This window comes from Enterobacter cloacae complex sp. SYL001, from assembly GCF_049237025.1.
In the GTDB taxonomy this organism is placed as follows: domain Bacteria; phylum Pseudomonadota; class Gammaproteobacteria; order Enterobacterales; family Enterobacteriaceae; genus Enterobacter; species Enterobacter intestinihominis.
This window is the reverse complement of record NZ_JBMKJI010000020.1, coordinates 17125-41994: the sequence shown is the minus strand read 5'-3', so window position 1 is coordinate 41994 and position 24870 is coordinate 17125. Positions and strand designations below refer to the sequence as shown.

General features: G+C 40.2%; 22 protein-coding genes. 1 reads left to right on the top strand and 21 read right to left on the bottom strand.

Annotated elements, in window-relative coordinates:
* Positions 1-6 precede the first annotated feature (6 nt).
* The 17 genes from ACOTZP_RS17010 to trhI form a co-directional block, all read right to left on the bottom strand.
* Complete coding sequence (locus ACOTZP_RS17010) at positions 7-282, bottom strand: hypothetical protein (RefSeq protein WP_001004200.1); 276 nt, start codon at positions 280-282, stop codon at positions 7-9.
* A gap of 263 nt (positions 283-545) precedes the next feature.
* Positions 546-1502: a hypothetical protein gene (locus ACOTZP_RS17005; RefSeq protein ID WP_000149830.1), complete on the bottom strand. Its 957-nt coding sequence runs from the start codon at positions 1500-1502 to the stop codon at positions 546-548.
* 171 nt (positions 1503-1673) lie between these two features.
* Entirely contained in the window at positions 1674-2612 is a 939-nt protein-coding gene (locus tag ACOTZP_RS17000) for a hypothetical protein (RefSeq protein ID WP_000472041.1), read from the bottom strand.
* A gap of 66 nt (positions 2613-2678) precedes the next feature.
* Positions 2679-3599, bottom strand: a complete 921-nt coding sequence (locus ACOTZP_RS16995; RefSeq protein ID WP_044704555.1) for a hypothetical protein — start codon at positions 3597-3599, stop codon at positions 2679-2681.
* Positions 3600-3667: 68 nt separating this feature from the next.
* A complete protein-coding gene (locus ACOTZP_RS16990; RefSeq protein WP_000691119.1) occupies positions 3668-4603 on the bottom strand; it encodes a hypothetical protein in 936 nt (311 codons plus the stop codon).
* A gap of 69 nt (positions 4604-4672) precedes the next feature.
* Positions 4673-5551 (bottom strand): hypothetical protein, encoded by an 879-nt coding sequence (locus tag ACOTZP_RS16985; protein WP_000762003.1) that lies wholly within the window; start codon positions 5549-5551, stop codon positions 4673-4675.
* 78 nt (positions 5552-5629) lie between these two features.
* Positions 5630-6151 carry a hypothetical protein gene (locus ACOTZP_RS16980; RefSeq protein WP_001011130.1) on the bottom strand — a complete coding sequence of 174 codons (522 nt, stop codon included), beginning with the start codon at positions 6149-6151 and terminating at the stop codon, positions 5630-5632.
* Between the two features lie 269 nt (positions 6152-6420).
* Positions 6421-7653, bottom strand: coding sequence for a DUF7146 domain-containing protein (locus ACOTZP_RS16975; RefSeq protein ID WP_000220379.1), 1233 nt, complete (start codon positions 7651-7653; stop codon positions 6421-6423).
* Positions 7654-7766: 113 nt separating this feature from the next.
* On the bottom strand, positions 7767-7988 hold the full coding sequence (locus ACOTZP_RS16970) for a hypothetical protein (RefSeq protein ID WP_000192120.1): 222 nt from the start codon (positions 7986-7988) through the stop codon (positions 7767-7769).
* A 72-nt stretch (positions 7989-8060) separates the two neighbouring features.
* Positions 8061-10067 carry a VWA domain-containing protein gene (locus tag ACOTZP_RS16965; protein WP_000762700.1) on the bottom strand — a complete coding sequence of 669 codons (2007 nt, stop codon included), beginning with the start codon at positions 10065-10067 and terminating at the stop codon, positions 8061-8063.
* A 76-nt stretch (positions 10068-10143) separates the two neighbouring features.
* Entirely contained in the window at positions 10144-11271 is a 1128-nt protein-coding gene (locus tag ACOTZP_RS16960) for a DUF3150 domain-containing protein (protein WP_000174396.1), read from the bottom strand.
* Positions 11272-11334: 63 nt separating this feature from the next.
* The gene (locus ACOTZP_RS16955) at positions 11335-11508 is read right to left on the bottom strand and encodes a hypothetical protein (protein WP_001176645.1); all 174 of its coding nucleotides are present in this window, start codon (positions 11506-11508) and stop codon (positions 11335-11337) included.
* Positions 11509-11639: 131 nt separating this feature from the next.
* Entirely contained in the window at positions 11640-12698 is a 1059-nt protein-coding gene (locus ACOTZP_RS16950; protein WP_000063335.1) for an ATP-binding protein, read from the bottom strand.
* A gap of 57 nt (positions 12699-12755) precedes the next feature.
* On the bottom strand, positions 12756-13733 hold the full coding sequence (locus ACOTZP_RS16945) for a hypothetical protein (RefSeq protein WP_000810361.1): 978 nt from the start codon (positions 13731-13733) through the stop codon (positions 12756-12758).
* 60 nt (positions 13734-13793) lie between these two features.
* Complete coding sequence (locus ACOTZP_RS16940) at positions 13794-14171, bottom strand: hypothetical protein (RefSeq protein WP_000120822.1); 378 nt, start codon at positions 14169-14171, stop codon at positions 13794-13796.
* A gap of 57 nt (positions 14172-14228) precedes the next feature.
* Complete coding sequence (locus tag ACOTZP_RS16935) at positions 14229-15101, bottom strand: hypothetical protein (protein ID WP_000041927.1); 873 nt, start codon at positions 15099-15101, stop codon at positions 14229-14231.
* Between the two features lie 394 nt (positions 15102-15495).
* Positions 15496-17280: an IncHI-type conjugal transfer helicase TrhI gene (trhI, locus tag ACOTZP_RS16930; RefSeq protein WP_044704554.1), complete on the bottom strand. Its 1785-nt coding sequence runs from the start codon at positions 17278-17280 to the stop codon at positions 15496-15498.
* 179 nt (positions 17281-17459) lie between these two features.
* On the opposite strand from trhI, the gene ACOTZP_RS16925 reads away from it, so the two are divergent.
* Positions 17460-18332, top strand: coding sequence for a hypothetical protein (locus ACOTZP_RS16925; protein WP_000771834.1), 873 nt, complete (start codon positions 17460-17462; stop codon positions 18330-18332).
* Between the two features lie 28 nt (positions 18333-18360).
* Here the strand turns inward: ACOTZP_RS16925 and trhN are convergent, their stop codons facing one another.
* The 4 genes from trhN to trhF all read right to left on the bottom strand — a co-directional run bounded on the left by trhN (position 18361) and on the right by trhF (position 24778).
* Positions 18361-21549 (bottom strand): IncHI-type conjugal transfer protein TrhN, encoded by a 3189-nt coding sequence (gene trhN, locus ACOTZP_RS16920; protein WP_000776701.1) that lies wholly within the window; start codon positions 21547-21549, stop codon positions 18361-18363.
* 18 nt (positions 21550-21567) lie between these two features.
* Positions 21568-22623, bottom strand: a complete 1056-nt coding sequence (gene trhU / locus ACOTZP_RS16915; protein WP_181231580.1) for an IncHI-type conjugal transfer protein TrhU — start codon at positions 22621-22623, stop codon at positions 21568-21570.
* 144 nt (positions 22624-22767) lie between these two features.
* Positions 22768-24279: a TrbC family F-type conjugative pilus assembly protein gene (locus tag ACOTZP_RS16910; RefSeq protein ID WP_001256132.1), complete on the bottom strand. Its 1512-nt coding sequence runs from the start codon at positions 24277-24279 to the stop codon at positions 22768-22770.
* Positions 24266-24778 (bottom strand): IncHI-type conjugal transfer protein TrhF, encoded by a 513-nt coding sequence (gene trhF / locus ACOTZP_RS16905; RefSeq protein ID WP_001286760.1) that lies wholly within the window; start codon positions 24776-24778, stop codon positions 24266-24268. Before trhF ends, ACOTZP_RS16910 begins: the two co-directional genes overlap by 14 nt.
* Positions 24779-24870: the final 92 nt, after the last annotated feature.

Below are 24870 nucleotides of genomic sequence, written 5' to 3'. Positions count from 1 at the left end.
ATGGGTTTATGCATTTTCCTGATGGCCTTGACAACCAAGGATTTCACAGAAATTGTCACAGTGTGAAGCTGTAACAAAGCGCTCTCCACGTTCGAATCGCTCAACCAAATCCTTTCTTACTTCACTTCCAGGTTTCTGGAAGATGTACTCAAACTGGAGATCCTCGGCCGTTGAAAGTAGTCGTTCTATGCTGAAATCAACATGGTAAAAGCAAAACTGATTATCAACCGGGGGAAAGTTGCTTTTGGTACTGTTCTCGTTTTTGGATTTTAGTTCATTCATGAGCTCTCCTTGGTTGAGAACAGTATACAAATCTCTTTAGGGATTTTTTTTCGTTAATAGCACTTTTTTGAGTTTAAAGAGTATGTTCATACCAGAGCATTAGAGGCTACGAAAAGGATAATGGAATTAGAAAGATAGATTTTAAGTGGTGATGTAAGGTGGGATAGGTAGAAGAGGAGTAGACGCTTGTAAGCGAGGCAAAAAAAAGGCACGGAAACCGTGCCATAAGAGTATGTGAGAAAAAATCAAAATCAGGGAAAGAATCAAGCAGCTTGTGAAACTGAATCTCCAACTGCAAGATTTAAATTTCTTAGGTTATCGAAAACTTCAGATACTAAGTCATTACGGTCGTGGATTTTAATCCGCCCACCGGTTAACTCTGAAACATAAACGGTATGGCAGAGGTCAGTAACCACTTCGCCGTATTCATCAACGACTTCCAAAGATGCAATCATCGGAATATAAGAAGCCGCAGCATAGCTCTCATAAATACTTATTATGGAGTCATTGTTGCGTCGAGAAATTACCCTACCAGAAGGTAAAGCCTCATCTTCCATATAGCAATCAGATAGGTCCTCACAGAAGTCATTTTCTTTAAGTGAAATATTAAGGGTCAATTCACTGTTGATAGAGCGTGAATAAGAATATTCACTCAGTTTATAGCAAGCCAAACTTATATCACTAAAAGTTTCATAAGCTTTATAGAGGCTCGATGTTATAGACTCAGATACAAATGTTATTAGTCCAATAAAATGAGTATCCCAGAACTGTTGCAAAGCAAAACGGGCAATCATAACCTGACCATCAACCTGCATCAGTCTGTTATATTCATCCCGGTCATAACCTTTCGACTGAGAAACATCATTAGACATGCTAAGAACTTCACTACAAACATCATCATATTCAAAACGGCTAGTTGCAAAGTGTTTTCCTGAAATCTCAAGGTACTGACCAGAGACTGCGTCAAACACCTCAAGAAAGTAACAGAGTCGAGATTTTAAAGATTCTCTGTTTAAAGCTTCTATTTCATTCTCAGAGATACTATCGACATATAAATCAACAGCATTCTTGAGTTCAATAGCTTTGATATTACAGGTAAAAGAAAGCTCGTCACTTTGACAATGGCAAACACTTAATACTATATCCGCCTCATCAAAATCTATGCCAAGATAGCTCAGAACTGCTCGGACATAGTTTTTATCATCAGATGAATGTGTCATATACACTACCTCAAATTTGAGAGGAAGTGCCCCAGAAGGGAAGCGACTTCCCCACTGGGTTAGATAAAAGTTTGGTTAAGCTAAAAGAAGATGCCAGCGACAGATTTTACATTGTCATAGACAAGTGTCTTCAGCCAACCAAAGTTACTTTTTTGGACTGAAGCAAAAGGATCATTGAGACGCGTTACGAAAATCGTCAAAAGCTTCAGTTATTAGTAATGTGCGATCAGTTACTCTGTATCGGTCATTACTTTCGAGAGATACGTAAGTTGAATGCGAAGAATCACAGACAACACGCCCTCTTTTATTGATCAATCTTACTTCCATCATCACCGGCACATTGATAATTGAAGCAACATCGGTATAGAGGGATATGAGGGCATCATTGTCACAATATAACGCCCCGTTCCCATCAAATGTATCGTTAAACTTAATATATATATCTGGCATATTTGCCGGATAATCATCAGTATTGAAATCAATGCATAACTTTAAGTCATCATTAATACGGCGATTAATCTTATGCTGCCCAACACGTACAAAGCCATGTTCAACAGCTTTGATAATCCTTAAAGTTTCATTAAGACAATCTGTAATTCTTTTCTCGACAAATGAGATAAAGTCACCAAAGTCGGAATGAAAAAACTGTTTAAGTGCAAATTTCGCAACTAACACTTTCCCATCCACCTTCATTTTATCGAGATAAAGATTTCTTATAGCATCAGTAGAAGAATTAGCTTTAGATAACTCTTCACAGTCATTAATAATCATTGAAACAATATCAATAACTTTAACTGGGCTTAAAGTATTACTATATCCGCGAATATCAAACGTAAAAAATCCGAAATTCTTAAATACTCCAAGAAAATAAATTATTTTTTGTTTCAAAAGAATAGAATCGGAGTAAGATGCGTTGTGCTTTATTAGTTCAGATATGTAGAGATCCAACATACAATTTAAATTATCGATATCTACATCGTAATCAAAGGTTACTTTGTCGAACGAAGTATCAGATAATTGAACGGTTATATCGTCAGCGGGAACATTAAGGCCTAAATTTTGATAAAGAAAGGCACTAACAAATTCCACGTGGTCAGATTCTTTAAACATTTACACTACCTCATGACTAAAAAGGAAGTGCTTCCCACCGGGAAGCAAGTTCCCGGATGGGTTAGATTAATTATAAAAGAGTTCTTCAGAAGGTAAATGCATTTCTGGTTTGAACTGTTTTAAGGAGTTGTTTATAGCTTTTCGATATAACCCTGAAGAGTGTGGCTTAAACATTTGATATTCCGTAACGAGCAGAGGAGACGTAAAGCATCCTAAGTTCACTAGTGAAATATTTGATGTTTCTTCACAAACATCTAATTCAGCGTATATCCGCCTCTTCATTACCCTGCCTGCTAAATAGCGACGAACATGATTTATAAACTTGTCCGCATCTGATATAGAATTAACTATATAATCAGATGTGACTATCTGATTAGATACAGTTTCAGGTATAGCTTCGGCTATTATTTTTACGTTCATTTCATAATCAACACTATGGAAGCAAGCAAGAATTTGTGGCTTCGCGCTTTCTAAAATCTTTTCAAGAACAGAAAAAATCAGAGAGAACTCGTTTAAAATTCGCTTTTGTATAAGTCCATGTAGATGTTTTATGAAAGGAGAACCGTGTTCAACAAGGCCTAGTATAAGATCCTTAGAGGCCAAATCTGAGCGGTAATAAACGTATTCTAGATTATCCCGGTTAAATCCTTTGATAAGCAAATCAGGCTGCTCTGAGACCAGTCGTAAATGAGTTGAAGCTATAGAAACTTCAAAACGAAAGTTCGCGAGATTTACAGGGCCTGCTTTTAATGTAGCCGCTTCGGAAAAATAAATGAAAAGAGGATGCAAATCATCGTTACCACAGTAAAGATGGTCTGCGCCCTTAAGATATTTCACCAAATGAGGTAGAAAAGATATTACTGGAATATCAGCCACAAATCGAATATGCCGAAATGGTTTTGAATCCAAATATATATTTTCCACTACAGCGCCAACAAAACCCATTTTAACAAGAATAGATTCAACTAACTTTTGTATCGCATTCATTTAAATACCCTCTTAATAGAGGGATTTCTCCCAAAGGGAGAAATCCCTATGGGAGAAAATAATTTTAATTAATAATTGTAGCGAAGCGCATGTTCTTTTTCACTAAGATGGTTTTCATATTCCGACTTACCAGAACTTAAACACTCTTTGAAAAAGACCTTTGAAAAATTCTTCAAGTCACTTCGGTTGTTAATTTCTTTGTCAGACATCAACTTAGCTGAGTGTGAGGTATCCACAGGCCCCAACCACCATTCATATTTAATATAAACACAATTGGTTTTTGTATGTCCATTTAGAAATCGTTTTGCATTTCTAAGTATTTTTCTACAACCGTTAAGGTCTGAAAGTAAGATATCTGGAGCAATGAGCTCTTCCAGAATATGACCAGGTAAGCCTTTCCTAAAAAGCTCAACATCGTAACTACAATACCAGTCACGATAATTAAAAGCTTTAATAAGTCTTTCAGGTGTATCCAAAGATATCTTATTCAGGATTTTTAATGCAAAGCATACAGCATCTTTTAACAACTCGTGCACCTCAACATTGATAAATGAGAAAAACGAGCTTAATTCTTTCTCTAAGGAATTATACAACTTACCGTAAATATCCTGAGAAAAAAGATACTGCAATCTTTCTTTATTATAAGTGCAATTCGAAATTGAATAGACTTCTCCTCTTTCGATTTTGCACCCTTCCCTTAAAACTATAGGAAACCTCAAATGGTTAACAATGAAAGAATGATTCTTTCTTTGCTTCAAAGCATCTAATTGAAATTTCGTAATTTCCTCCAGATTTGCATCTTCAAAACCTGGAAAGGGAATATCACAGAAACAAGAACTATATGCTTTTGCTGATTCATACATAAACTCCAGTGAAACATCAGCATCAAAAGACATACCAGAGAACATGCCCTGCCCATTGTCTAAAAATGTAATGTTTTTAACCTGTATTTTTTTATGTTGAACAACCAAAAAGGCATTAATGATTTTTTCGATAATTTTCATGTGATCCTCTCTCAATAAAAAAGGGATCACTCCCATATGGGGTGTGATCCCCACATGGGTATAATTTAATTAAAAATCTGTAAGACCTAAATCTTTATTTCTACCACAAACTGTAGAAGATATAAGACGTTTTACTCGCTTTCGAGCACTTCGGCCTGACGTATCTTTCAAGTACATCGGTAATGACAATGATGAGATTTGATTACTTCGCTTATGATGGCAGACTATATAGCCCTGCCTCCACCCCGAACGCACAAACTCACGGATGCGGTTAATATATGCCGAAGCTTGAGATTTTGTACTTATCGATTCAGAACACTTTAAGTTCTGTTCGATAGAGTAAAGCTCAGCCGCCATTAATTTCACCTCATACAGGTCATCCCCATAACTTATAGTTTTCAACAGCTCTTCCTTTTCCCGAATGAAAAATACTTGCTGCATTCCAAGGATCAGGTCATAGGCCTCTCGAAAGAGGTCGATAAGCTTATTACGAACATAAATCATAAACTCCTCAAAGTGCTGAAGCCAGAAATAAGCCGCATTACTTATTTGTGAATTGTGAGAACAAACAAGCCCTTTAGCAAGCTCGACCTCTTCCTCCCGAAAAGTAAAGTTACTTTTCTTAAACCGACTTTGTTCAAAAATGCTTTGATGCATTTCTATCCATACAGAAACAAAACCGAGGGATTCAAATTCTTCGTTTAACAAATGTAAACTTTCGAAGATTTTCTGAATTTCGATCCCGATGTCATATGACAGTGGACATTCTTTTATAGAATAAACATAACCGGGTAGGAAGTGAGATAAATGCTCAGTTCGCAAATATAAACTGAATTTAAGTTCTGTCAGTGGTTGTTTCAAAGATAATTTAGATGATTCGCTTATATTTACTGGTTCAACACCATTTCTAATCAAAATAGCTTTTACCAGGTCCGTAGCTAACTTCATACAGCCTCCAGTCGTTATTGAGGCCTCCCTGATGCAGGTTGGCCATCAGGGAAAATATGTAAATCAATTAGCAACCAATCAGACCGTTGCCATTACATTGTCAATGTATCTGACAAGGGATGGGCGGTCGTCCTGTAAGGCAAAACGGCGAAGGTCATCAAGATTATACGCAGGAAGATAATCAGCGTAACCTCGAATACGAAGGTCCTCAACCACAACTTTTATATACTCAAATCGTCCAAGATTTCCTTTTAATGGGGGTTTTCCTGGACTAGACAGCATATCGTCTGCTTGCTCCCATGTGATTTCTTTAGCTTCACCACTATGTAGATCAAGATGGACATATATGAATGACTTATAATCTCCACGGCAACGAAGATAATATTTCGGATAGAAATATTTGTCACAACGCAACAAACACGTTCCTGAAGGACGAACTACGTACAACAGGTTTCTGTCATTTTCTAATATGCCATGTTTCAAAATCGTTATATCTATCTCATTATCATGCAGCAAATAGCATGACGATGGTTCATTGACGATGCGCGATTTTATAACAGCAGCAAATTTATTAAAAACTTCGTTAGTTTGAAAATTCATTAAAATGCTCTCCGATGTAAAACGACGAGCATCACCATAACGGTAATACTCCCGTTATGGGTTTTAATAGTTTATGGAATAACCATGTCATACAACCGACCATAGCCAGTAGTACCGCACATTTATTTAACTGAGCAAGCATCTCAGCCGTGAAAAGACCTTAAAGGCAGGTAATTATCACGAAGGAAAGCGGTTATCTTATCAATACAATTTAAAAAATAATATTGATAAGATAACCCCCCCCGCAAAATGCGGGGGAGTTATCGTTGTTACAGCTGATTAAGACATTCAGGAGCCCAGTGAATCGGGAATCCATCCTGCCCTGTTAACTGGAGAACATCGTTCCAGTCGATACCCTTTTTCCCATCAGGAATATCTTGTGCTGGTTCGAAGACTTCAATTGTCAGCTTTGATGCGGGATATCGTTTAGCCAAAAACTCAACCATGCGGCTTTGAAGTCGCTGAGCAGCTTCGATACCGGCACGAGTGCCTTGTGAGTTAGCAATATCCTTATCCGCCCAGATATAAAAGTTTATATATTTTACATCCGGCGGAGGCAGTAAAAAATCAGGAACAGTAACGTTTTCAAGGCACCATGCGGAGCTGGCTGCCCAGCATGGTGTTGAAGTCGCTTCTACAACAGAAAGCGCATTCTCGATCCCTTCAGCCACTCCCAGTGTCCAGGTCGAACTACCTGAATCATAGTGAGGGTCAAACAACTGAATTGAGCCACCTGTCATATCGGCAGGAGGCTTCATCATCAGCTTTGGATTTTCTACAGGTGCCTTATCACCGTTTTTGTCTACGTATGTTCTATGGATAGTCAGAGGCCGACCTCGGGTGTCACGATAGATTGCAATCATTCCCGGATAGATAATCGATTTCTGCTTATCTTTATCCCAATAGTAGATCCGGTTATTAAAGCCTAAATCCTTTGGTAAGTGACTCAGTAAGCGGGAGATCCCACGATTACGGAGGTACAAAGCAACAGGAGTATTAGGCTTTATTTCACCGGTATAGTGATACATCACATCAAGTTTTCGCATTCGCTTTGCCACTTCCTCTCGGTCAAGAGTTTCTGTGGCACGAACTGCTGATTTATAGCGTCGTTCATTTTCAATGTCGGCGTCAGTTAACGGAGCATGCAGATCCATCCCGAAAAAATCTGAGAGAATCTTTTTGCAAGTCTGCGTTTTACTTAATTCATAATATTTCGCCAGAACATCAATTCCGTCGCAAAACTCATTTACCGGAAAGTCATTATGGATCGCACATCCGGTATAAAGGTCTTTTTGTCGGAAACGAAACTTCGATTTCCCTGCGCCAGTAAACGGGCAAGGAACCTGGCTCGGGGCTTTTGCACAAGCGTCTTTGAAAGCAGGTATTCTTTCGAATATATACTTCCAGCCAGACACTTCAGCAATTCGAGCATGAACGAGTTTAATAAAGTGTTCAGATACTTCCTGTGGTTTACGACGAAGAGCCGGGGATGCATAAGTCATGATGATCTCTCTTATCTGGCATTGTGAGTTTCTCAATGCCTTCTGCGGTGCAGAAGACAGGGAGAAACCCACAACGCAGAATTTAAGAAAGAGGGCCCGGGGGCCCTCAACATTTATGCTTCAGTCGTGAAGCCATTATTCTCAAGACGCTGTATGTAGTTATCTACAAGTAACGCAGCCTGCTGGCTATTACCCTCCGCTATAGTGACTTCGCGGAAGATTCTTTCCTGAGGGCTATCATTGCTTATAACTTCACCAACACGTCCGAAAATACGGACTTTATGCATCGCACCGACTTTTTCATGTTCTACACGGTAAGTTTTTATCTGAGTCATATTTTGCTCCTTATTCCTTCATGGAGCAAAAAGACCCACCGGGGCCTTTTTGCCCCGATTGGGTAGAGTTTATTAAGAAAGTATTTGATGAACTAGCTTACTGACTTCAATAGACAATAAAGAAGTATCATCAACTGTTACGAAAGTGTCCGTTTCAAAACCAATTATTTCATCAGTCTTAATACCAACACCAACGATTTCTATTCCATTACATTTAGCCTTTTCCATAACTTCGACGATAGTAAATTCCGATTTATTCGGATAACCATCAGTTATAAGAAAAATTATTTTCCTATCGAATTGGCTGTCAAGTAACAGATCAACAGCTGCCATTAAAGCAGATCCCGTAGGGGTATAATAACCCTTACATCCAAGAGTGAATTTCGATAGAGATTCCTCAACGCTTTGATCAAACGTTTTGATAATCTCAAATTCACTTTCCTTGAAGGGAAAAACTATATTGGAGACATGCATTTTTGACAAACTTTCAGCGGCCATCGATAAAGCAAGATCTGACTTAATGGCATGAATATATCTTTCATCATTAGCCATTGACGCTGAAATATCACGAACTAATACGAGGCCAACATGCCCTCTATTTTTAGATTCGCTTTGAGCTCTGAAGACATCACGAACTCCCATTTGTGACAGAATTAATCGATTTCCATCGAAGGTAATTCCACGCTCATGAGTTTTGTTTCGGCCACGCATTTTAACCTGCTGTAAAACAGACAAGTCGCTACCGATTGAATGACTCAGAGACAAAGCCTCATTGTAAACATTCAAATCGATAAGGAGATCAGGGATATCCCATTCAGAAGCACCGAATTCGGCTTTCACGTCATCGGATACTTTTGATGCAATACCTTCAATCTCTTTAGCCAAAGCATCGTGATAATCTTCGCTATCCTCATCACTGCTAAGAAAGGCATCCAACAAATCTGCCAGTATCTCCCATTGAGCCGATGAAAAGTTACTTTCATCTTCAACGTTAGTCGAACTGGCTTCATCTGATTCACTCTCGGAAGGGTTAATCGCATCAGTATCGTCTTCAATAATGTTATCACCCGTGGGATTGCCACCGGTGGGTTCATTATTTCCCTCGTTATCTTCAGCAAGTTCTGAAGGCTCAGAACATCCCTCTTGAGCAAGATCAGCGTTATCGGAAGTATCTGCCTGACCTTCACTATCGTCCTCAGAATCATCCTCACGACTATCAGTCGACGTAAGCGATTTATCTTCTGATTCGGTATCGGTATCGGTCTCGGATTCATCATATGCCTCCTGCTCCTCCTGCTCTGTCTGCTGCTGTTGTTCCTTTGCCTCATCCCGCAGTCTCTCTAAAAGAGCCAGGGTCTTACGAGCAAGGGATTCACAGCCCTGAGTATTTTCACAACCAAGAGCATCATGAAAAATTTCCTCAACATCAGAAATTACTGGAGAAAGTATCTTTTGGGCATAGTCAAAAAACGGATCGAGGGTTTCTTTGTGACCTACCTGCTGAAGGACTTTTACTCGCAATGAGTTAAGCAGATACCACTCAATAAATAGGACAGGATTTTCCGGACGAGAAGATATATCAGGAGTCATCCTTCCGGCTTTAACCATCAGTGCGTAAGTGGCTGCAAGCCGCCGCTTTGCATCCGGATAATCGTTACCAACCTTCTCTTCCATCTGTACATCATCGAACAGATTTATAAGCCCGGTAAGACGTTTTGCCCTGCTATAAGCTTTACGTTTCTCAGCGAGGCTCTCAAACTCTGCATTCATTCCGTCATCGAAGCGTGTAAACCCTTCAGATGACATGAGAACACTATTAAAGGCGTCACTGTAAACCTCACTGACGGTATAGCGACCATGACCAGCTTCATGACAGGTAAAACCTTCAATCAGACTGACAAAGTCATCATCGCTATAATCGCCGTTTGGTAAAACACAAACTTTATTGACAGGATCAAAATACGGTCCTTTGGTATTGTCGTCTATTACAACTCTTACATCGCCTAAGCCGCTAATGACTTTTGCTATATTCTGTAAACGCTTAATATGGCGCGGCGATGATTTAAGATCTAATTTCATAGAATACCTCTTTATAAAAAGGGGTACTCACCCAGATGGTGAAGTACCCATCTGGGGTTTTTAATAAAGCAAACAGTTACCAGCCTTTGAGCTCGATATCAAAACCATTTTCAGCATTGTCTTCCTGTTGCGAAACTGATTTCTCAGGTTCAGCTACAGAATCAGTGTTTGAAAACGTGCTGTTTTTTATATCGTTCTCTACGACAGGTTCAACCTGAAACACATTTGTTGAATCTAAAATAGCTTCAATACCTGTGTTCTGTAGCGCGTTCGGTTCTGTTTGTGAGCTTTGATTAAATGATCTGGTAATAGATTCCAACCAGTCAGTAACCTTTTGCTCTCCTGAAATAATACGCTTTAACATTGAAGCATCACTCATGAAATAAAACCACTGCTGTAACACCGCAACGTCGCGAGGTTCAGAAATGGCACCTTTAGGTAAATTATTCATTATGTGTTTTATAGCTTCTGCAAGTACTGCCGCCTCTTTATGTATAAACATGAAGCTAATGATCTTATTTTGCATTTGCTTCAGTCGGTCAATAGTACTTGAGCGCAAATTATTATTTTTACTAATTTTTTCATAAACCCTCATTGCTTCTTCTGCCAGATCTGTTATCAATTGTTCCTGATAGTAGTCCTGGGTTTCATCACCTTCAACGCTAATAGGCGTAAAAGGAATAAAGTGAGCAATATTAAATCTAAAGGATTTTATGAAATCATCTTTAGTTAATTTCAACTGATCAATCAAAGAAGACATTCTTGGGCTTCTATTTTTTTCAGCCTCAATATGCATCTCATAATTGTCTACAACGTTTTGAATACCTGCCTGAAACTCTCGTTCAATCTCTTGGGCCCCTTCCAGAAACTCTTCCATACTGGAAACTGGTAAAATCCACATATTGCTATAGCGGATGCACAAGCGTGAGCAAAGGGTTGATATTCTGCTGGTAATCGTACTTTTGAAGCTAAGGGCTTTTATGTCAATCCAACGTACTTCGCTTTTAGATACGCTTTTTTGATCCGTAATATCATCTCCATCATAAGACAAATCGATTTTATCGGTTCGACGCGATCCTTGACAGCCACTTATTTCAATTTTTGTTATAACTGCACCTTCCAGTAAATCTGGATATGATTTTGCAAAATTCTCAGAGATTTGTTTTGCAGATACTTTGTTAAGCATTGAAGTATTTAAAGTCATGGGTTTCTCCAAAAAAAAGGGGAAACCCTCCCCAACGGGAAAGATTTCCCGATAGGGTTGATATTAAAGCTTCTCTGGTGCAATTAAAAGAATACCGGGAAACTCAGCGGCAACATCATCATTGCCCATTGCTCCCTGATACATATAACCTTTTAATTCCATTTCTTTAATTAGACCTTCCATATTTATTTTACCATCATGATAAAACAATAAAGAATAGTCGTTATTCAGTTGCATAAGTCCAGTAAAATTAGTTCCGTTTTTTGCTATAGCAATGGTAGCAGCACCATCCGTACTTAAAAACGCACTAAATTCAAGATGGGATAACTCTGAGATACAAATATCAGAGGTTTCATAACAAATCCCATCTAACTCGACTTTTTTGCTGTGAAATACTCCAGCGATTTATCCTTGTCTTCGCCAAGAGAAAGATCTATAGCTTGAAGAACAAGATCGACCACATGTAAAGGTAAAGCAGAAGCAAAAGCTATTTTGAAAGTGTCAAGAAGACTAAAGGTTTTTAACGTCATCGACGTGCCAACCCAAGCTACTAATTGACGAATATCCATCACACTGTCTTCTGTACCAGAGTCATTTACTGCAATCGCTACTCTTACGAACTTCTCAATGACCTGAAAAGGCAAAGAGCTATATCGTTTAGTAAGCACATTGGTTAAAGCAACTTTGTCGGGCTTCTCCATTTCAACTATCAAGAACCGCTTTATAAAAGCTGCATCTTGACGTTGAGAAGAAACGAACCGGCGAGCGCCTCCACTCATGTTTGTGTTTGCAGTACCAATAAATCGCGTGTAGCCATTAGCAGTTATAACCTCACCACCATTAGCACTGAGTGACCAGGGCTTACGTTCAATGGGCATGTGAAGTTTTGCTGCCGTATCAGGATCGATTTTGTCCACTTCATCCAGAAGAATGAGGTGACCATTACGAAATCCCGTTACCAAATCGCTGTGTACAAAACCTGTATTACCACCATTAAGACTGCGCTCACCTTCAAGCTCATCAACTCGAATATTGCTGTTGATCTGCTTAATTGTCAGCGGCCAATTCATCATGTGGCTAATGTACATTACCATTTCAGTCTTGCCAGAACCGGACTCACCTTTAAGACACACACTTAAATCTATATCCGGACTGATAAGCAGTTTAACCACTTGTTCAAGTATTCGGGGATTTGGTATGTAGTCTTTGTTCAGCGGAGCTCGATACGAGGTTTTAGTTTTGAAAACAGGCACAGCCATCTTTGGATCCATTTCTGGAATACCAAAAAGGTCCTTTGCTAGAACTAAAAGATACTCACCTTTATCCACATAATGTTTTAACTTTATAACATCCGGGGAAAGAAGAGCTTCTAATTTTTCATAAGCATCAGAAGATGTTTCATTTAACTTCATAGCGGCATTAGACATTTTTAACTCCGGTAAAATGCAAACACCGCCCTCTGGCAGATGTTTGCCAGTGGCATTTTATTTGAGATTCATTTGGCAAATAGTTGCCATCAGTTTCCTGATTTGAGGCACATTATAACCAAGATGATTTCCCACTATTTCAAAAGCTTCAGACATGATCCATTCAAAATGATTTTCGAATATTGGATTTATTTCTAACTTGCCAAAAGCGTTTCGTTTAGTTAACAGATCACATGAAACAAGCTCGTCAAACAACTCTAATGTGGATTTAAAAGCTTTTATGTAAACATCCATAATTTCCCTGTCAGTCCATTTAACAGCCAGTTTTTTTTCTGACATTAAATAATCCTGATCAAAGAAGATGTCCCAGCCCATATCGTCATTGCAATCATGCAAAATGATTTCATCATCATTCCTGCATTCAGCTAATTTCGTGTTTTCACTAATCGAACGATGCGAATGATAATAGAGCCATGATTTTAATTCCGCTCTAAATTCACATGCATCAAGTCCATGAGATAAACAAGTGTATTCAAATGATTTTGACATATACCACCGTGTTTCAGCTTCTAAAAGTGGATTCACTGTGATATTACCATTGTCATCTTTGAAGAATAACTTTCTCCTCAACACTAGTTCTTTAATGATTTCCAAAGACTCTTCCATAGCGGATAGAAAAACAACATACACATCCTCAGGGGTCCATTCTATTACCAGACCACCCAAATCTGGGTTATATTCTTCAACCGAATATAGATAATCTGTTTCTGCTGCAAAATTAATTGTATGCAAAATCTGATTTTTAAGTAATTTGGATTTTTCATAAAGGTGATTTTCACGCCTTTCAGAATCATAATTTATCTCAGAAATGTTACTTTCATCTGATTTAAAGTTTAATCCGGACGTGTATGCATCATTTAAATGCTCTTTGGGTGAATCAACTATTTGCGTTATTTCATCTTCATCTATATCGAATATAGAAAAAAAACTAAGTTGATTACTACTTATTGCAGTAGCCCTAAATTTTTGTTTCATGGGGACTCCAAAAGGAGAAATCCCATGAAGGGATTTCTCCCCTTTAGGGTGGGTTTAATGTCAGATCTGATTAAAGCTACTTTGTCCAAAACCTTTTAGAGGTTTAGGTATGTGAGCCAACTTACTTGTTGCTACCACTCTCATGTAGTCAAGAGGATGTTCTCTCCCTTCAATCATAATAGTATCGACAACAATATAACCGGAGACCATCAACTCATCACCCTGATTTATACCAGTGAAACAGGTTGAATACATTTCAGGCGACACCTTGATTTGAACTGAAAATTCTCTCTCAGTGATTTCACCATCAACTTCTGTCTTCATCCTATTTTTGAGCTTTATTAACAAACCTATACTCTGGTCAGTCATTTTTTTCTCCACAGCACTGATAACTATCCCGGACACTTTTACTTCATTGATATATTCAAGATATGACATTTTCCGCTCCTCGATTTGTTCAAAGAGAAGCCCCGTTAGGGTTCCCCCTTAACAGGATTAAATAAATTTATTAGTTACATACATGAACGTGCAGACTACCAAACAGGCAATTCCGGCAATATGTAACCAATTTCTTGTTGGTTTAGTTGGTGCAATCGCTAAAGAGTTCTCCAACTTCTCTGTTACAAGACGTCGATTCTCTGCTTTAGCCGCATCATCTAAATATTGAGTTTCACGCTTAGCGAGAGTCTCAATTTTCGATTTTATTGCATGGTCCCATCCTTTAGTTTCAAAAACGCTTAACTCACTAAAGGTGTGCGTCATGAGATCTTCTGGGAAACCCAGTTTTTTCATTAACGGACGAATGGTATCATACATTTTTTCTACATTTTCGTAGTGGGCCTTTACTGCGACATCAAAACGCTTACGTAAAGTTAATTTTTCACGTTTGCAAATGATGTCCGAAACCCAATTTATTAACTGCTCATTTTTGAGTTCACTGGCTTTTTCAAGTGAGTAATCCAGATTATCCACGTCAAGAAATGAATTTAATCCGTATTTTTCAAACTCCTCAACAAGATATTTATCCAGTTCAGTTAAGCTTTTAAAAAGTGGTACATCTGGGGAAGCTTTAAGAAGCTTATAAGCTCCTTCGAAATCAATTTTCTTGACCACGAGCTCCACAACATCCACATGATAATAGCTTGAATAAGCAGAAAGCTTTTCGGCCAACAAAGACACAGGCTTAAGAGACTTAAGTTCAATGATATTTGGGCCGTCCTCATTCAAAATAACAATCAGTTCATTATCACGTTCTGTATATTTCATCAGAACTTCTAAGAGCTGTTTGTTTAGCGCCTTATCCATCTCTGGAATAATTTCACTAAAGGTTTGATGAAGGGCTTTACTGCGAGCTTTATTTTTAGACATTTGGGGTCACCTATATATAGTAAGAAGGAAGAAACAAATTTTTGTTTCAACACGAAGGCAAAGCCTGTCATTCATCTCCCGTAAGCTATGAACCGCCTGATTTATACTATCTGGCATTAGAAGTACGCAACAAAAATAGCCCCAGGAGGAGCTAAATTAGTTACGGTTTGGTAAATTCAGATTGCCTTTTGCAGGCATGGGAAGTGCACCAGCGACAAAGGTGACATTTTGCCGGTGGTGTCTTACAGCTTGTTTAAGCTGGCCGCTTTTCACGGCTAAATCAACGCTTAACGCGAAAGTAACTTTAAGCAAAGTTACTCAAATTTGGGAGCTGATATTTAAGCTCATTGTTTTTATACTATAGCTTTAAGCATAAGTAAATGCCCATATCGAATTATTCTGTATAAAGTGGAGAAATTCGAATATTAGCTGCTTCTTTCATCTTTTCTTCACTGCATTCTCTTAAAAAGAAAGAAGGATCACCATACCACATTACAAAAAGTTGCTTTTCTGCACGCGTAAATCCAACATAAAGCAAACGTCTTTCTTCTTCTATTGCCTCCTCCCCAACTGATCTTTTACTTGGTATCTGATCCGCATTACAACTCATTATTATTACTTTATTCCACTCAAGACCCTTTGAACCATGCAAGGTTGATAGGACTACTTTCTCTGGGCTGTATTCCTCGTCCTTCTTCCTAGGGCCTAATGACATTGCAGCAGCACGATTTATCATATTCATCCAACCAGTCTTTTCTGCCCACTGTTTACAAGTGTCTAAAGCAATTTTTGTTAAGGTTGCTGTACCTTTATTACTCCTCATCTTGATTGACGACGATTCCATCCATTTCGTAAGGTTGGCGAAACGTTTTGCTATCTCAACTTTATCAGAACTTTCCTGGGTAAAGCGCACGAAGTTTGAATGTAATGTTTTTGTTTCGAGAGAACTGTCCTCCGGGATGGCAAGGTCGCCAAAAGTAACTTTTCTTCCTCTCATACTCAATGCCACTTCATCCAAAACTGATTCCTGTTCTCCAAACAATGCCAATACTCTCTTCATTAAGCGAGGATCATTTGATTGTCGGAAAAAGGCCATAAGGCTTAACACATCGCTTGTTTCTTTTTCATCCCAGAATGATTTACCTCCGTAACGAATTACTGGCTGTTCGATCAAACTTTCTAGCTCATCCAAGTGAGCATTATTGCGGCTTAGAATTGCCCATCCATGTGGATCCTGATTTATAAGGCTTAAAATACCCTGTATCTGTTCCTCCATATCTACATATGAACGAAAAGTGACCTTTCCCCCTCCCTTTTTTGCCGAGCGTAACTCTTTGGCATAACGGTAAACATTCTTTCCTATCAGTGCTCCGGCCACCTCTAAAATTTCAGGTTCACACCTAAAGCATGTGTTTAAGTAAAATATGTTAGGTCTGAAGTGTTTTTCAAACTGTTGAAATATTTTGACTCCTCCTGAGGATCTGAAGGAGTAGATGGCCTGATCATCGTCTCCAACTATACTCGTATAGACTCCAGCTCTTGTATGCAATGCTATCCATGAGAATTGTATAGAGTCAGTATCCTGAACTTCGTCTACTATCAAATGTGTCAAATCTAACGTGCGCATTTTTCCCGAATGCATTTGACCGACAACAAATTTTGAAAGAGCATTGAGGTCCGCCACATGGTCTTTCTGGCATAACGCCTGATAGGTATTAAACAAATGGATCTGTTGTCTGTTATGCCGAACTGAAATCACATCCGTATCCATTTCTCTGCCGATAGCATCAATAACGAATTCAGCTTCAGCAAACTTCATCGTTACACCGGATTCTTTCAAAGCCCGGTGAATGACAGATCTCTGTGCTGGCCCTATCAACATCTTTCCCGGCCAGCGAATCATGTCCAGTTGCTTCTTAACGAGTCCGTGAAAAGTATCCACCAGCACCCGGTCAAGATCCTTCTTGCTCAATCGCTTTTGTAACTTTGCTGCAAGTGCGTTTGTTGCAGCGCGAGTAAAGGTCACCATCCCGATTCTTGCATATGGATACTTTTTGAGAATCGATATAACCGCTTCTATCATGGTGAACGATTTGCCTGATCCAGGCGCTGCTATCACCATATTGTTTGCGCTAGCATTCTCGATAACAGGTCTTTGCTCTTCTGTTGGCTTACCCATTTCAACCTCATTACTTCGTTTTAATAATTATACATTTTTATAAAAGCGCTTTTCTTGTGTACTGCTGGTTCTACTGGAAATCACTTTTTTTCCTTTTTTATGCAATCAGGTTGTTTGTGAAACGCGTGACTATGGAATAATGGTTCCATCTCCAAAAGACATTACAAAAAGGGCTTTAAATGAAACTTTTACGTTTAGTATCTCTGGTCTCTTCTGTCGTCATTGGTTTTTCCCTATCGGGTTGTGCCGGTGACACCGGCACTACGCCAGGCACCGCTCTGAATGCGTACAGTCACGGCCAGTACTGGCATGCTAATGCAAATGATTCTGTCGCCAAGAATGCCTATTCGTTTGCTGGTTTCGACGTTAATTTTAAGGAGCAAGAGGTTACTCCTGGAGGGGATGCCGACAACTTTCTTTCTAAGTATCTCATCAATAGTTCGATGGGCTACGTAACAGGCGGTCTAAAAGGTTTTGGGATCATGAGCCTCAGCTCTTTGTACAGTTCTTCTGACGCCGAATACATCCAGGTCAATCAATACCTAGTGTTCGTCCCCAATCCAAAAAAATTGCCTTACAATGATGAAAGTTTGGTACGTGAGGGAGCTAAGTATGTTTTTGAGCATACAAAAGCAACTCAGGCCTCATTTGGATACAACCCTGAAAAACAGAAAGCAGCTCTGGCCACATGTAAAATTGATATGGCAGTCGTCAATAAATGGAGTACCTGTGATCTGCCCTCTAAGCCTGATGCTGATGTTTTCCCTACAGATTCAATGTACAGCTTTCAGGCGATTCGCCCCGCAACAGGAACCGAAATTCCTGAGCTAAACCTTCCCGCTGGTGATTACGCTGTAATTCGTTATGTGTTCATCCCATTTAAAGGAAACGAAACAAGCGCTGATTTTTCGGGTATCATTTTCCGTTCTGATAGCCCAAATACAACAACTCCAGGGGGTGTTGCAGCCTCCATCAACGGAAAAGATTATTACCTCTTTACCGGTGAATACGGTAAAAAAGGCTTCCCAGAAAAAACATTGAAAGCCAAGTAATTAAAAAAGGGGCCTAACGGCCCCTTCTTCAATATTTCGGCAACTGCTTGCCCGTAACCGGATCCAGCGTAGTTGAACCTACCTCACATATGGCCGGTCGAGGTAAATAGCTACAATCTACATTTTCCTCTTTTATAGCCTGAGCATTTTCTTGTCTGGCCTTTATCATATTTTCTTCACCGCCCATTGCTTCCTTGGTACGTTCTGATGGAAGTTGATAGTTCTCATTCTGGAATGGTAAGTTTTCCACAATTGATTCTTCGGAGAATTTTGAATATTGATCAGGAACTTCTCCTACCTGAACTGCATCATTAATCCACTCCGTCAGATCAATTTTATCGAAATCCAGTTGCTGTATTTGCTTTATTGATAGCCCCACGCAATTAGAGGCGACAGGGTCTATTCCTAATTGCGGATAAGCTTGTTGCATAATAACGCGTGACAACATGGAATTATAACAGCACATGTCTGTTGCTTTTTTAACGCATTTCTTTGTGAAACCAACATTCAGATATTTGACGCATCGTTCCGTATCTAATGTAAAACAGGATTTTTGATTCTTATGAATAGAAGCTTCCATCTCTTTCTGGTCGCATGCTACCAACATTTCTAAAAGCATTTTAGTGACCTGATAGGCTGTATAAATCCAACCGATCACGTTTAATGCAAGCATAAAGTTTTGAACCGCAGCCGAGAAGACAACCTCTCCTCCGGTAGTAGCAACGTTCTTAAAGACAAAGTCACGAACTGTATCTGGTAGCAATTCGTAGGCTTTCTTCATTGCCATCTGCTTAAGCTGACCTATACCGAAGCTGGACATTGTTTCCTGTGCCAACTGGCCAGCACCTCCTGCCCCTCCAGAAGTTGCGGAAGACCCAACTGCCCTGCTTAGATTACCAGCGACGTTTTCATATACGCTCGTTAAGGAGCTCGTGACGTTGTTCCACATTTGCCCTACTGTTTTACCAGCTGATGCAGTCCACTCTCCGACCGCATTAGACATAGAAGCCCATGTACCTGTATCACCGCCGGTCCATTTTATTAGCTGAGCATTAACTCTGGTCCAGTTTGTGTTTCTGATCATAGATCCGGCAAGCATGATACCTTCAAGTGCTCCTGCGGTTCCCTGTGGTGCTTCGCAGCAGTCCGTCTTTGCCAGGCCATTTACAAAGCCTACTGAACGACCACACCATTCAGGTTTTCCTTCAAAGACGGAACATGAATTGGCATCGTTAGGGTCTTCGCATTTGGCTTCGCCCTGCATGTACTGAACCATGTTTGAATAAGCCGCAACTTTTCCAAAATCGTTGTTCTCTTCCTTTGGCCCAGTTTCGCATGTTCCACCTGAACATGGGATCATGCCAACACAGGCATTTGTAGAAGATTCAACCTCCCGAACTACATCCTTCCCTCTGTCACAGGTGTATTTCTGTTCATACATGTAGCAACTGTTAGTGCCCTCATCGAACCAACCCTCTGCACATGTTTGTTTATCGAGTACACATGCTGCATCATTTTTATAAGCACTACATGCATCAGGCATACTCTTTATTTCTTCATAGTTGTAACAGAGGTCCTTTCCATTAGCGTCTTTCATAATTTTTCCACTAGCGTCATAAGAGCAAATTTTGTCTTTGGCCAATGGATCACAAAAGTAGCCTTCAAGGTTTGTCTTCCAGGTAAGAAATCCTTTATCACCTTCATACAGAGGCTTTGCCAATGAAAGCACGCTTTCCGGAAGCCGTTTTGTGCCAACATCCATATCTTTAAACCGATCGAAACGGCAGAATGTATTCGGAGCTTGTACAGCATCGTAACAACCAGCTGGTTCCTGGACGTGCTTATCTTCGAGCTTCATATTTTCAAAAGTCAGCTCAACCTCAAAATACCCTTCACCCTTCCCACCAACCCATACTCTGGATGCCATTGTCACTTCTCGATCAGGCTCCTCATACACCGATTTTCTGACCTTATCAGTCACATCGTAAACCTTGTCGAGTTTCCACGATTTTTTTAACTCCCAAGATCCCTTAGGAGCCGGATAGTCACTTTCTCGATATGCACCATCTATGTGAGCAAAAATCTGCGTGCCATCAAGTGTTACCCGCATGTGGTCATCCCACTCCGCGTTAACAATCTTTGCTGAGGCCAATTTTGCATCCGGATGGAATTTTAATGTCAGTTCGTTATCATATACCCCGTCACTCCAGTAGTTGTCATCACGGCGACCAAACCATATACGCACACAATTATCGCCGCACATCGACATGTCTCCGTTTCCGCCTGAAATGTAAACAGGGACTGAAAAATCACGGGTTATCGTGCAGCTGCTGAAGTTATCTTGCTTAGGCGAGTTACAGTAGAACTCTTTGTAATCAGGATAGTGTGTGGTTACTGTTTTTTTAGAGGTCTCAACATTACAGTTCTGAAGCCAGTTTCCAGTACCAGCAACAGCATTTGTTATCTCATTTCTCCCCGCAGTAAACATGGGATCGTTAGGCTTTATAGATGATGCCGGGTTGTCCTTGTTAGCATTTACGAGGGTGCGGTAGGCAACGCCATCATAACTTTGAGCATCAAATAACTGGCTTTTCCGATTCTTTATATCGTTTACAAAGCCATCCTCATCCCCATAACGATCTGCGGCATTGAACTTAATATCGCTGTGCTTTTGCTCTGAGCTGAAAATCTCTCCGGTATTTGTTTTGGTTCCAGGAGTAGTATTGGGATTACTGCTTATACCAATGTTGCCATTAGCATCCCGAGAGAGCAGCTTTGCCCCTTCCTTGGTATAGTTTGAATTGATTGTCCCTCCAGACATACTCGGCAGTTGTACGGCGCTACCAATGGACTTTCCATCGGATGCGGCATTTTTCATGACACTTTCATTTGAGTTCCCTGCCCCATACTTTCCGAGATTAAGATTAGCGGATTCGGCTTTACCCACGTATTTCTCGGTGATCTTCCCACTGACATTCTCGCCTGAATCCGCATTCTTGTACTTCTCAACAATGTCCTGAGCACTGGTTGTCGCATTGCGATTTGCGTTAGGATTAGCAAGATTAAAGTTACTTTCGAGCTGGTCAAATATAGCGTCTGCCGCATAAATACGAGGAGTCATTACCATATTTATGAGAGAGATATAAAAAGCCCAACTCATAGTATTGGCAATCATTGATGCAATAATAGTTGAAGCTATCGTTTTTCTAAGTTTCATTATTTTTACCCTTAGAAATCAAGCGCCTGGTATATATCTGACGCAACAGTCATTGTAACGCCACAACATATAGACATAATTATCATTGCCTATTTTTTTGCGCCCACCTTTAAGGGTTGACCAGTCATGTACCGAATCACCAAGACGATGACAGCAATCCGGCCCTTTCGCCTCAGGAGTTGGGAAAAGCATTGAAAGCCGATACTGGGAACGAGGTGTAAAGTATTCCCACGTTTTCTCACACATTGCGTCTGCTCCCATCGTTCGCATCAGCATTCCCTGGCGATGTAGTTTAGTCAGAAGACGCTGGGTTATCAGTGAACTCGTCCTTACAGCGTCATCATTTGCGTAAATGTGGCCGGTTAATGGATAAAGGTTGCCATCGCATCCGGCACAAAAGTATGCAGCGAGATTATCCTTTCCTGCTGTTACTGCTACACAGTCAGCAGCGCACACCATTGAGGCAATTGGGTTTGCAAAAACTACTGCCTCTGGATTCAGGACGAGTGTAAGCAGATCACTTTCCCACATAGGGTCCACTTCGCTTATATAGGTCAGGCTGGCATCTATATAGGGTTCAGCAGTGCACTCGCCAATAATCAGTAATTTGAGCATTGTCATGATTGGGAACTCCCAAAGATGAACATCGTAAAATCCGGCTTCAGTTGCTGTCATTGGCTGATTTGTGTTGCTTTTACCAATATCAAACTGCGATTTTTGAAGCATCGTGCCTTCAAGAAAGGGGCTGCACCAGGGGCTCTTTACAACTTCTACAATCTTCACCGGCTGAAAGAAGCTCAATTGCCAACCTATTTCCGGTACGCCGTTCTGATCTGTGCAGTAGCAACCCGGACGTGAAGGAGCAGCGCCTTCTGGAGCTGCCCCTATGCCCATTATCCTCATGGGAAAAATGCAGCTCCAACAGATATTCTTAATCAAGCCCTGCCACACTCCAGCTGACTGACACATAGCCCCAGGGACTCCAGCATCTGCTGCCATAGCCATACCCGGTATAGAAAGCGAAAGCATAACTGCTACAATGAACTCTAAAAGTAACTTTTTGAATTTTTTCACCATCATGCTCACTTGGATGTAATAAATGTTGCAACACTTTCGATATAGTCGACGGCTTTGGTAAAATAACTTCTCATCTGGTCCGGATAATTTAGCGTCAGCCATGTTGCAAAGAGAGCGCCTATAATAAATCCGAGTTTCATCTTATTTTTCCTCTGAAAGATTTGGGGCTCCGATACCACGGACTTCTGCCTCGCTAAACAGGGTGATCCGGAATTTATCTTGGTCAGTAGTTATAAGCGCAGGTGTGTTTTTAATCTGAAAGCGTGAGATGATCTGTTCGTTAACTTTAAACACCTTACCGTTAAATTTTTCACGTAAATCATTTAGGTGATCCCATCCATTATCTTTTTGGATACGGGTAAACATTGGCATTACTTTTCCACTACCCAGACGTTGTCGATACTGCTGCTCAGCCCATACCAGCTGGCCCGGATTGAGTGGATCGAAAATTATCATCGTCAGGTTTTGAGGAAATCTCGAAAGTGGATTAATCAACTCACCGGCGGAAGCTATTACACGGCCCTGCTTATCTTTTACGTCCTGAGTGACCCTCACTGTAGGGTCAATTAAAAATTCTTTGTGTTCCTGGGCAGGAGGGAGGTCGACCATCCATTGATTTTTCCATGTGTCAGAAACGGCCCTTTTTTTTGCACCTTCCCAGTCATATTTTTGTGCACGTTCTTCCAGTTCTTTAATGATGCTCTTTTCTTCAACGGGATAAGTGGTACCAGCAACCGGGAAAATATCCTGATCGGGTTTTTTAGCAAGTTCTCGCTGAAAAAACTCAACGTTGAAGGAGCCTACCATTTTTGCAAAACGAGCTTGCTCCCTAGAAATAATTGTCGGTACTTGAGTTACTTGATACTGACTGAAGCTATCAGGATCAATTGTAATCAAAGGAGATTCAAATTTTCCTTTGACAATCATTTGGTTTATTGCTGCCTGTGTCTCTGGTAGCCGAGTAGTTCCTTTCTTTAGACCATTGAAAACTACACGAGCTTTATGCTCTGAGGCCGTACGTAGAAGGTCTTCCAGTACATAATCCGGCAAGCTAAATGAAGCAAAGATCGTTATTCCATTTTCAGTTGATAGTGCTTCTTCACGTGTGCTATCCATTTTTCTTTCGAAGTCAGCAGCTGTGATGCCCGAGGAACCAAACAATTTTTCGATATTTTTAGATTGTCCTCGCATGACTTCCGGCTTATTTTCCACAGCTTTCAGAGCCGCTTCATTAAGGCTGGCGTTTTCTTGAATTTCATCACGTCTTCTAATTATATCGTTGACAGCTTCAGAGTTATTACTTTGGGCCCTGATAGCCTGGGTATGGTCTATAACTGCTTGAACACTATCCGCATTCATACCGGGGACGTAACCACGGTTTATTTGCTTGCTCAGGTCCTGGTTTTTTTGGAGTGCTTCAGCTTGCGCTATGTACTTCTGCACATCTGGTGATTTTAGCGTAGCATCAAGGCTAAGAGCCCCATCTGGCTGCTGTGCACCTTTAGCCTGTGCCCCAAGCCCTTTTGCTTGCTGAGCGATTAGGTCAGCATCATGTTGATACTCAGTGCTTGCATTTGTATTACTTAAAACTGCACATAACGCAAGTCCAGGAAGTATTGGTAAATATTTTTTATTTACATTAAAAGATCGCATATGTTTTCCCAATTACTGAATTCAGCTTTACTGTTCCCCAAAAACGGGAATCCCATGAGTGATCGGTTTGCCCAATTAGGAAAACTTCGCCTTCAGGAATTATCAATTCTTTTTCAATCAAAATGGACGGAATATTGTATTTCTTCGAAATACGACGTGCATTAGCTTCAAAAAATTTGTCCCCGTTATAAACCCCATCCATTGTTACTTTAAGTTTGTCACCGCCCACACCGGCAACAATTTTTATGACTCGTTCATTTTCTGGGATAAAACGTACCGATTTCGGCATGTTAAATGCTATGAGTTCACCAGTTTTAATACTTTTATCCGAATGATCAATCATATAAAAATCAGCAGGCAGGCACCCATTCAATAAACCGTATCCAAATGTATAACGGGTGAAAAAGACACACATAACGAGAATCAGCAATAAAATATTAAGGGGGACATACCAATCCAGTATAAGCAGCCCTCTCTTTTTAGGTATGTAGTCGCTCATATTTTTCTCACTGGCACTGAAGAATATTTTTACTAGGCAGATGCACCTCTATCCAAGTAATTATTATCCATGTTTTTCAACGCTCGGAAGTC

What these genes read in the sequence shown, in the direction of transcription:
- ACOTZP_RS17010 (WP_001004200.1), bottom strand. Translation starts at nt 282, where the DNA reads ATGAATGAACTAAAATCCAAAAACGAGAACAGTACCAAAAGCAACTTT.
- ACOTZP_RS17005 (WP_000149830.1), bottom strand. Translation starts at nt 1,502, where the DNA reads ATGACACATTCATCTGATGATAAAAACTATGTCCGAGCAGTTCTGAGC.
- ACOTZP_RS17000 (WP_000472041.1), bottom strand. Translation starts at nt 2,612, where the DNA reads ATGTTTAAAGAATCTGACCACGTGGAATTTGTTAGTGCCTTTCTTTAT.
- ACOTZP_RS16995 (WP_044704555.1), bottom strand. Translation starts at nt 3,599, where the DNA reads ATGAATGCGATACAAAAGTTAGTTGAATCTATTCTTGTTAAAATGGGT.
- ACOTZP_RS16990 (WP_000691119.1), bottom strand. Translation starts at nt 4,603, where the DNA reads ATGAAAATTATCGAAAAAATCATTAATGCCTTTTTGGTTGTTCAACAT.
- ACOTZP_RS16985 (WP_000762003.1), bottom strand. Translation starts at nt 5,551, where the DNA reads ATGAAGTTAGCTACGGACCTGGTAAAAGCTATTTTGATTAGAAATGGT.
- ACOTZP_RS16980 (WP_001011130.1), bottom strand. Translation starts at nt 6,151, where the DNA reads ATGAATTTTCAAACTAACGAAGTTTTTAATAAATTTGCTGCTGTTATA.
- ACOTZP_RS16975 (WP_000220379.1), bottom strand. Translation starts at nt 7,653, where the DNA reads ATGACTTATGCATCCCCGGCTCTTCGTCGTAAACCACAGGAAGTATCT.
- ACOTZP_RS16970 (WP_000192120.1), bottom strand. Translation starts at nt 7,988, where the DNA reads ATGACTCAGATAAAAACTTACCGTGTAGAACATGAAAAAGTCGGTGCG.
- ACOTZP_RS16965 (WP_000762700.1), bottom strand. Translation starts at nt 10,067, where the DNA reads ATGAAATTAGATCTTAAATCATCGCCGCGCCATATTAAGCGTTTACAG.
- ACOTZP_RS16960 (WP_000174396.1), bottom strand. Translation starts at nt 11,271, where the DNA reads ATGACTTTAAATACTTCAATGCTTAACAAAGTATCTGCAAAACAAATC.
- ACOTZP_RS16955 (WP_001176645.1), bottom strand. Translation starts at nt 11,508, where the DNA reads ATGCAACTGAATAACGACTATTCTTTATTGTTTTATCATGATGGTAAA.
- ACOTZP_RS16950 (WP_000063335.1), bottom strand. Translation starts at nt 12,698, where the DNA reads ATGTCTAATGCCGCTATGAAGTTAAATGAAACATCTTCTGATGCTTAT.
- ACOTZP_RS16945 (WP_000810361.1), bottom strand. Translation starts at nt 13,733, where the DNA reads ATGAAACAAAAATTTAGGGCTACTGCAATAAGTAGTAATCAACTTAGT.
- ACOTZP_RS16940 (WP_000120822.1), bottom strand. Translation starts at nt 14,171, where the DNA reads ATGTCATATCTTGAATATATCAATGAAGTAAAAGTGTCCGGGATAGTT.
- ACOTZP_RS16935 (WP_000041927.1), bottom strand. Translation starts at nt 15,101, where the DNA reads ATGTCTAAAAATAAAGCTCGCAGTAAAGCCCTTCATCAAACCTTTAGT.
- trhI (WP_044704554.1), bottom strand. Translation starts at nt 17,280, where the DNA reads ATGGGTAAGCCAACAGAAGAGCAAAGACCTGTTATCGAGAATGCTAGC.
- ACOTZP_RS16925 (WP_000771834.1), top strand. Translation starts at nt 17,460, where the DNA reads ATGAAACTTTTACGTTTAGTATCTCTGGTCTCTTCTGTCGTCATTGGT.
- trhN (WP_000776701.1), bottom strand. Translation starts at nt 21,549, where the DNA reads ATGAAACTTAGAAAAACGATAGCTTCAACTATTATTGCATCAATGATT.
- ACOTZP_RS16910 (WP_001256132.1), bottom strand. Translation starts at nt 24,279, where the DNA reads ATGCGATCTTTTAATGTAAATAAAAAATATTTACCAATACTTCCTGGA.
- trhF (WP_001286760.1), bottom strand. Translation starts at nt 24,778, where the DNA reads ATGAGCGACTACATACCTAAAAAGAGAGGGCTGCTTATACTGGATTGG.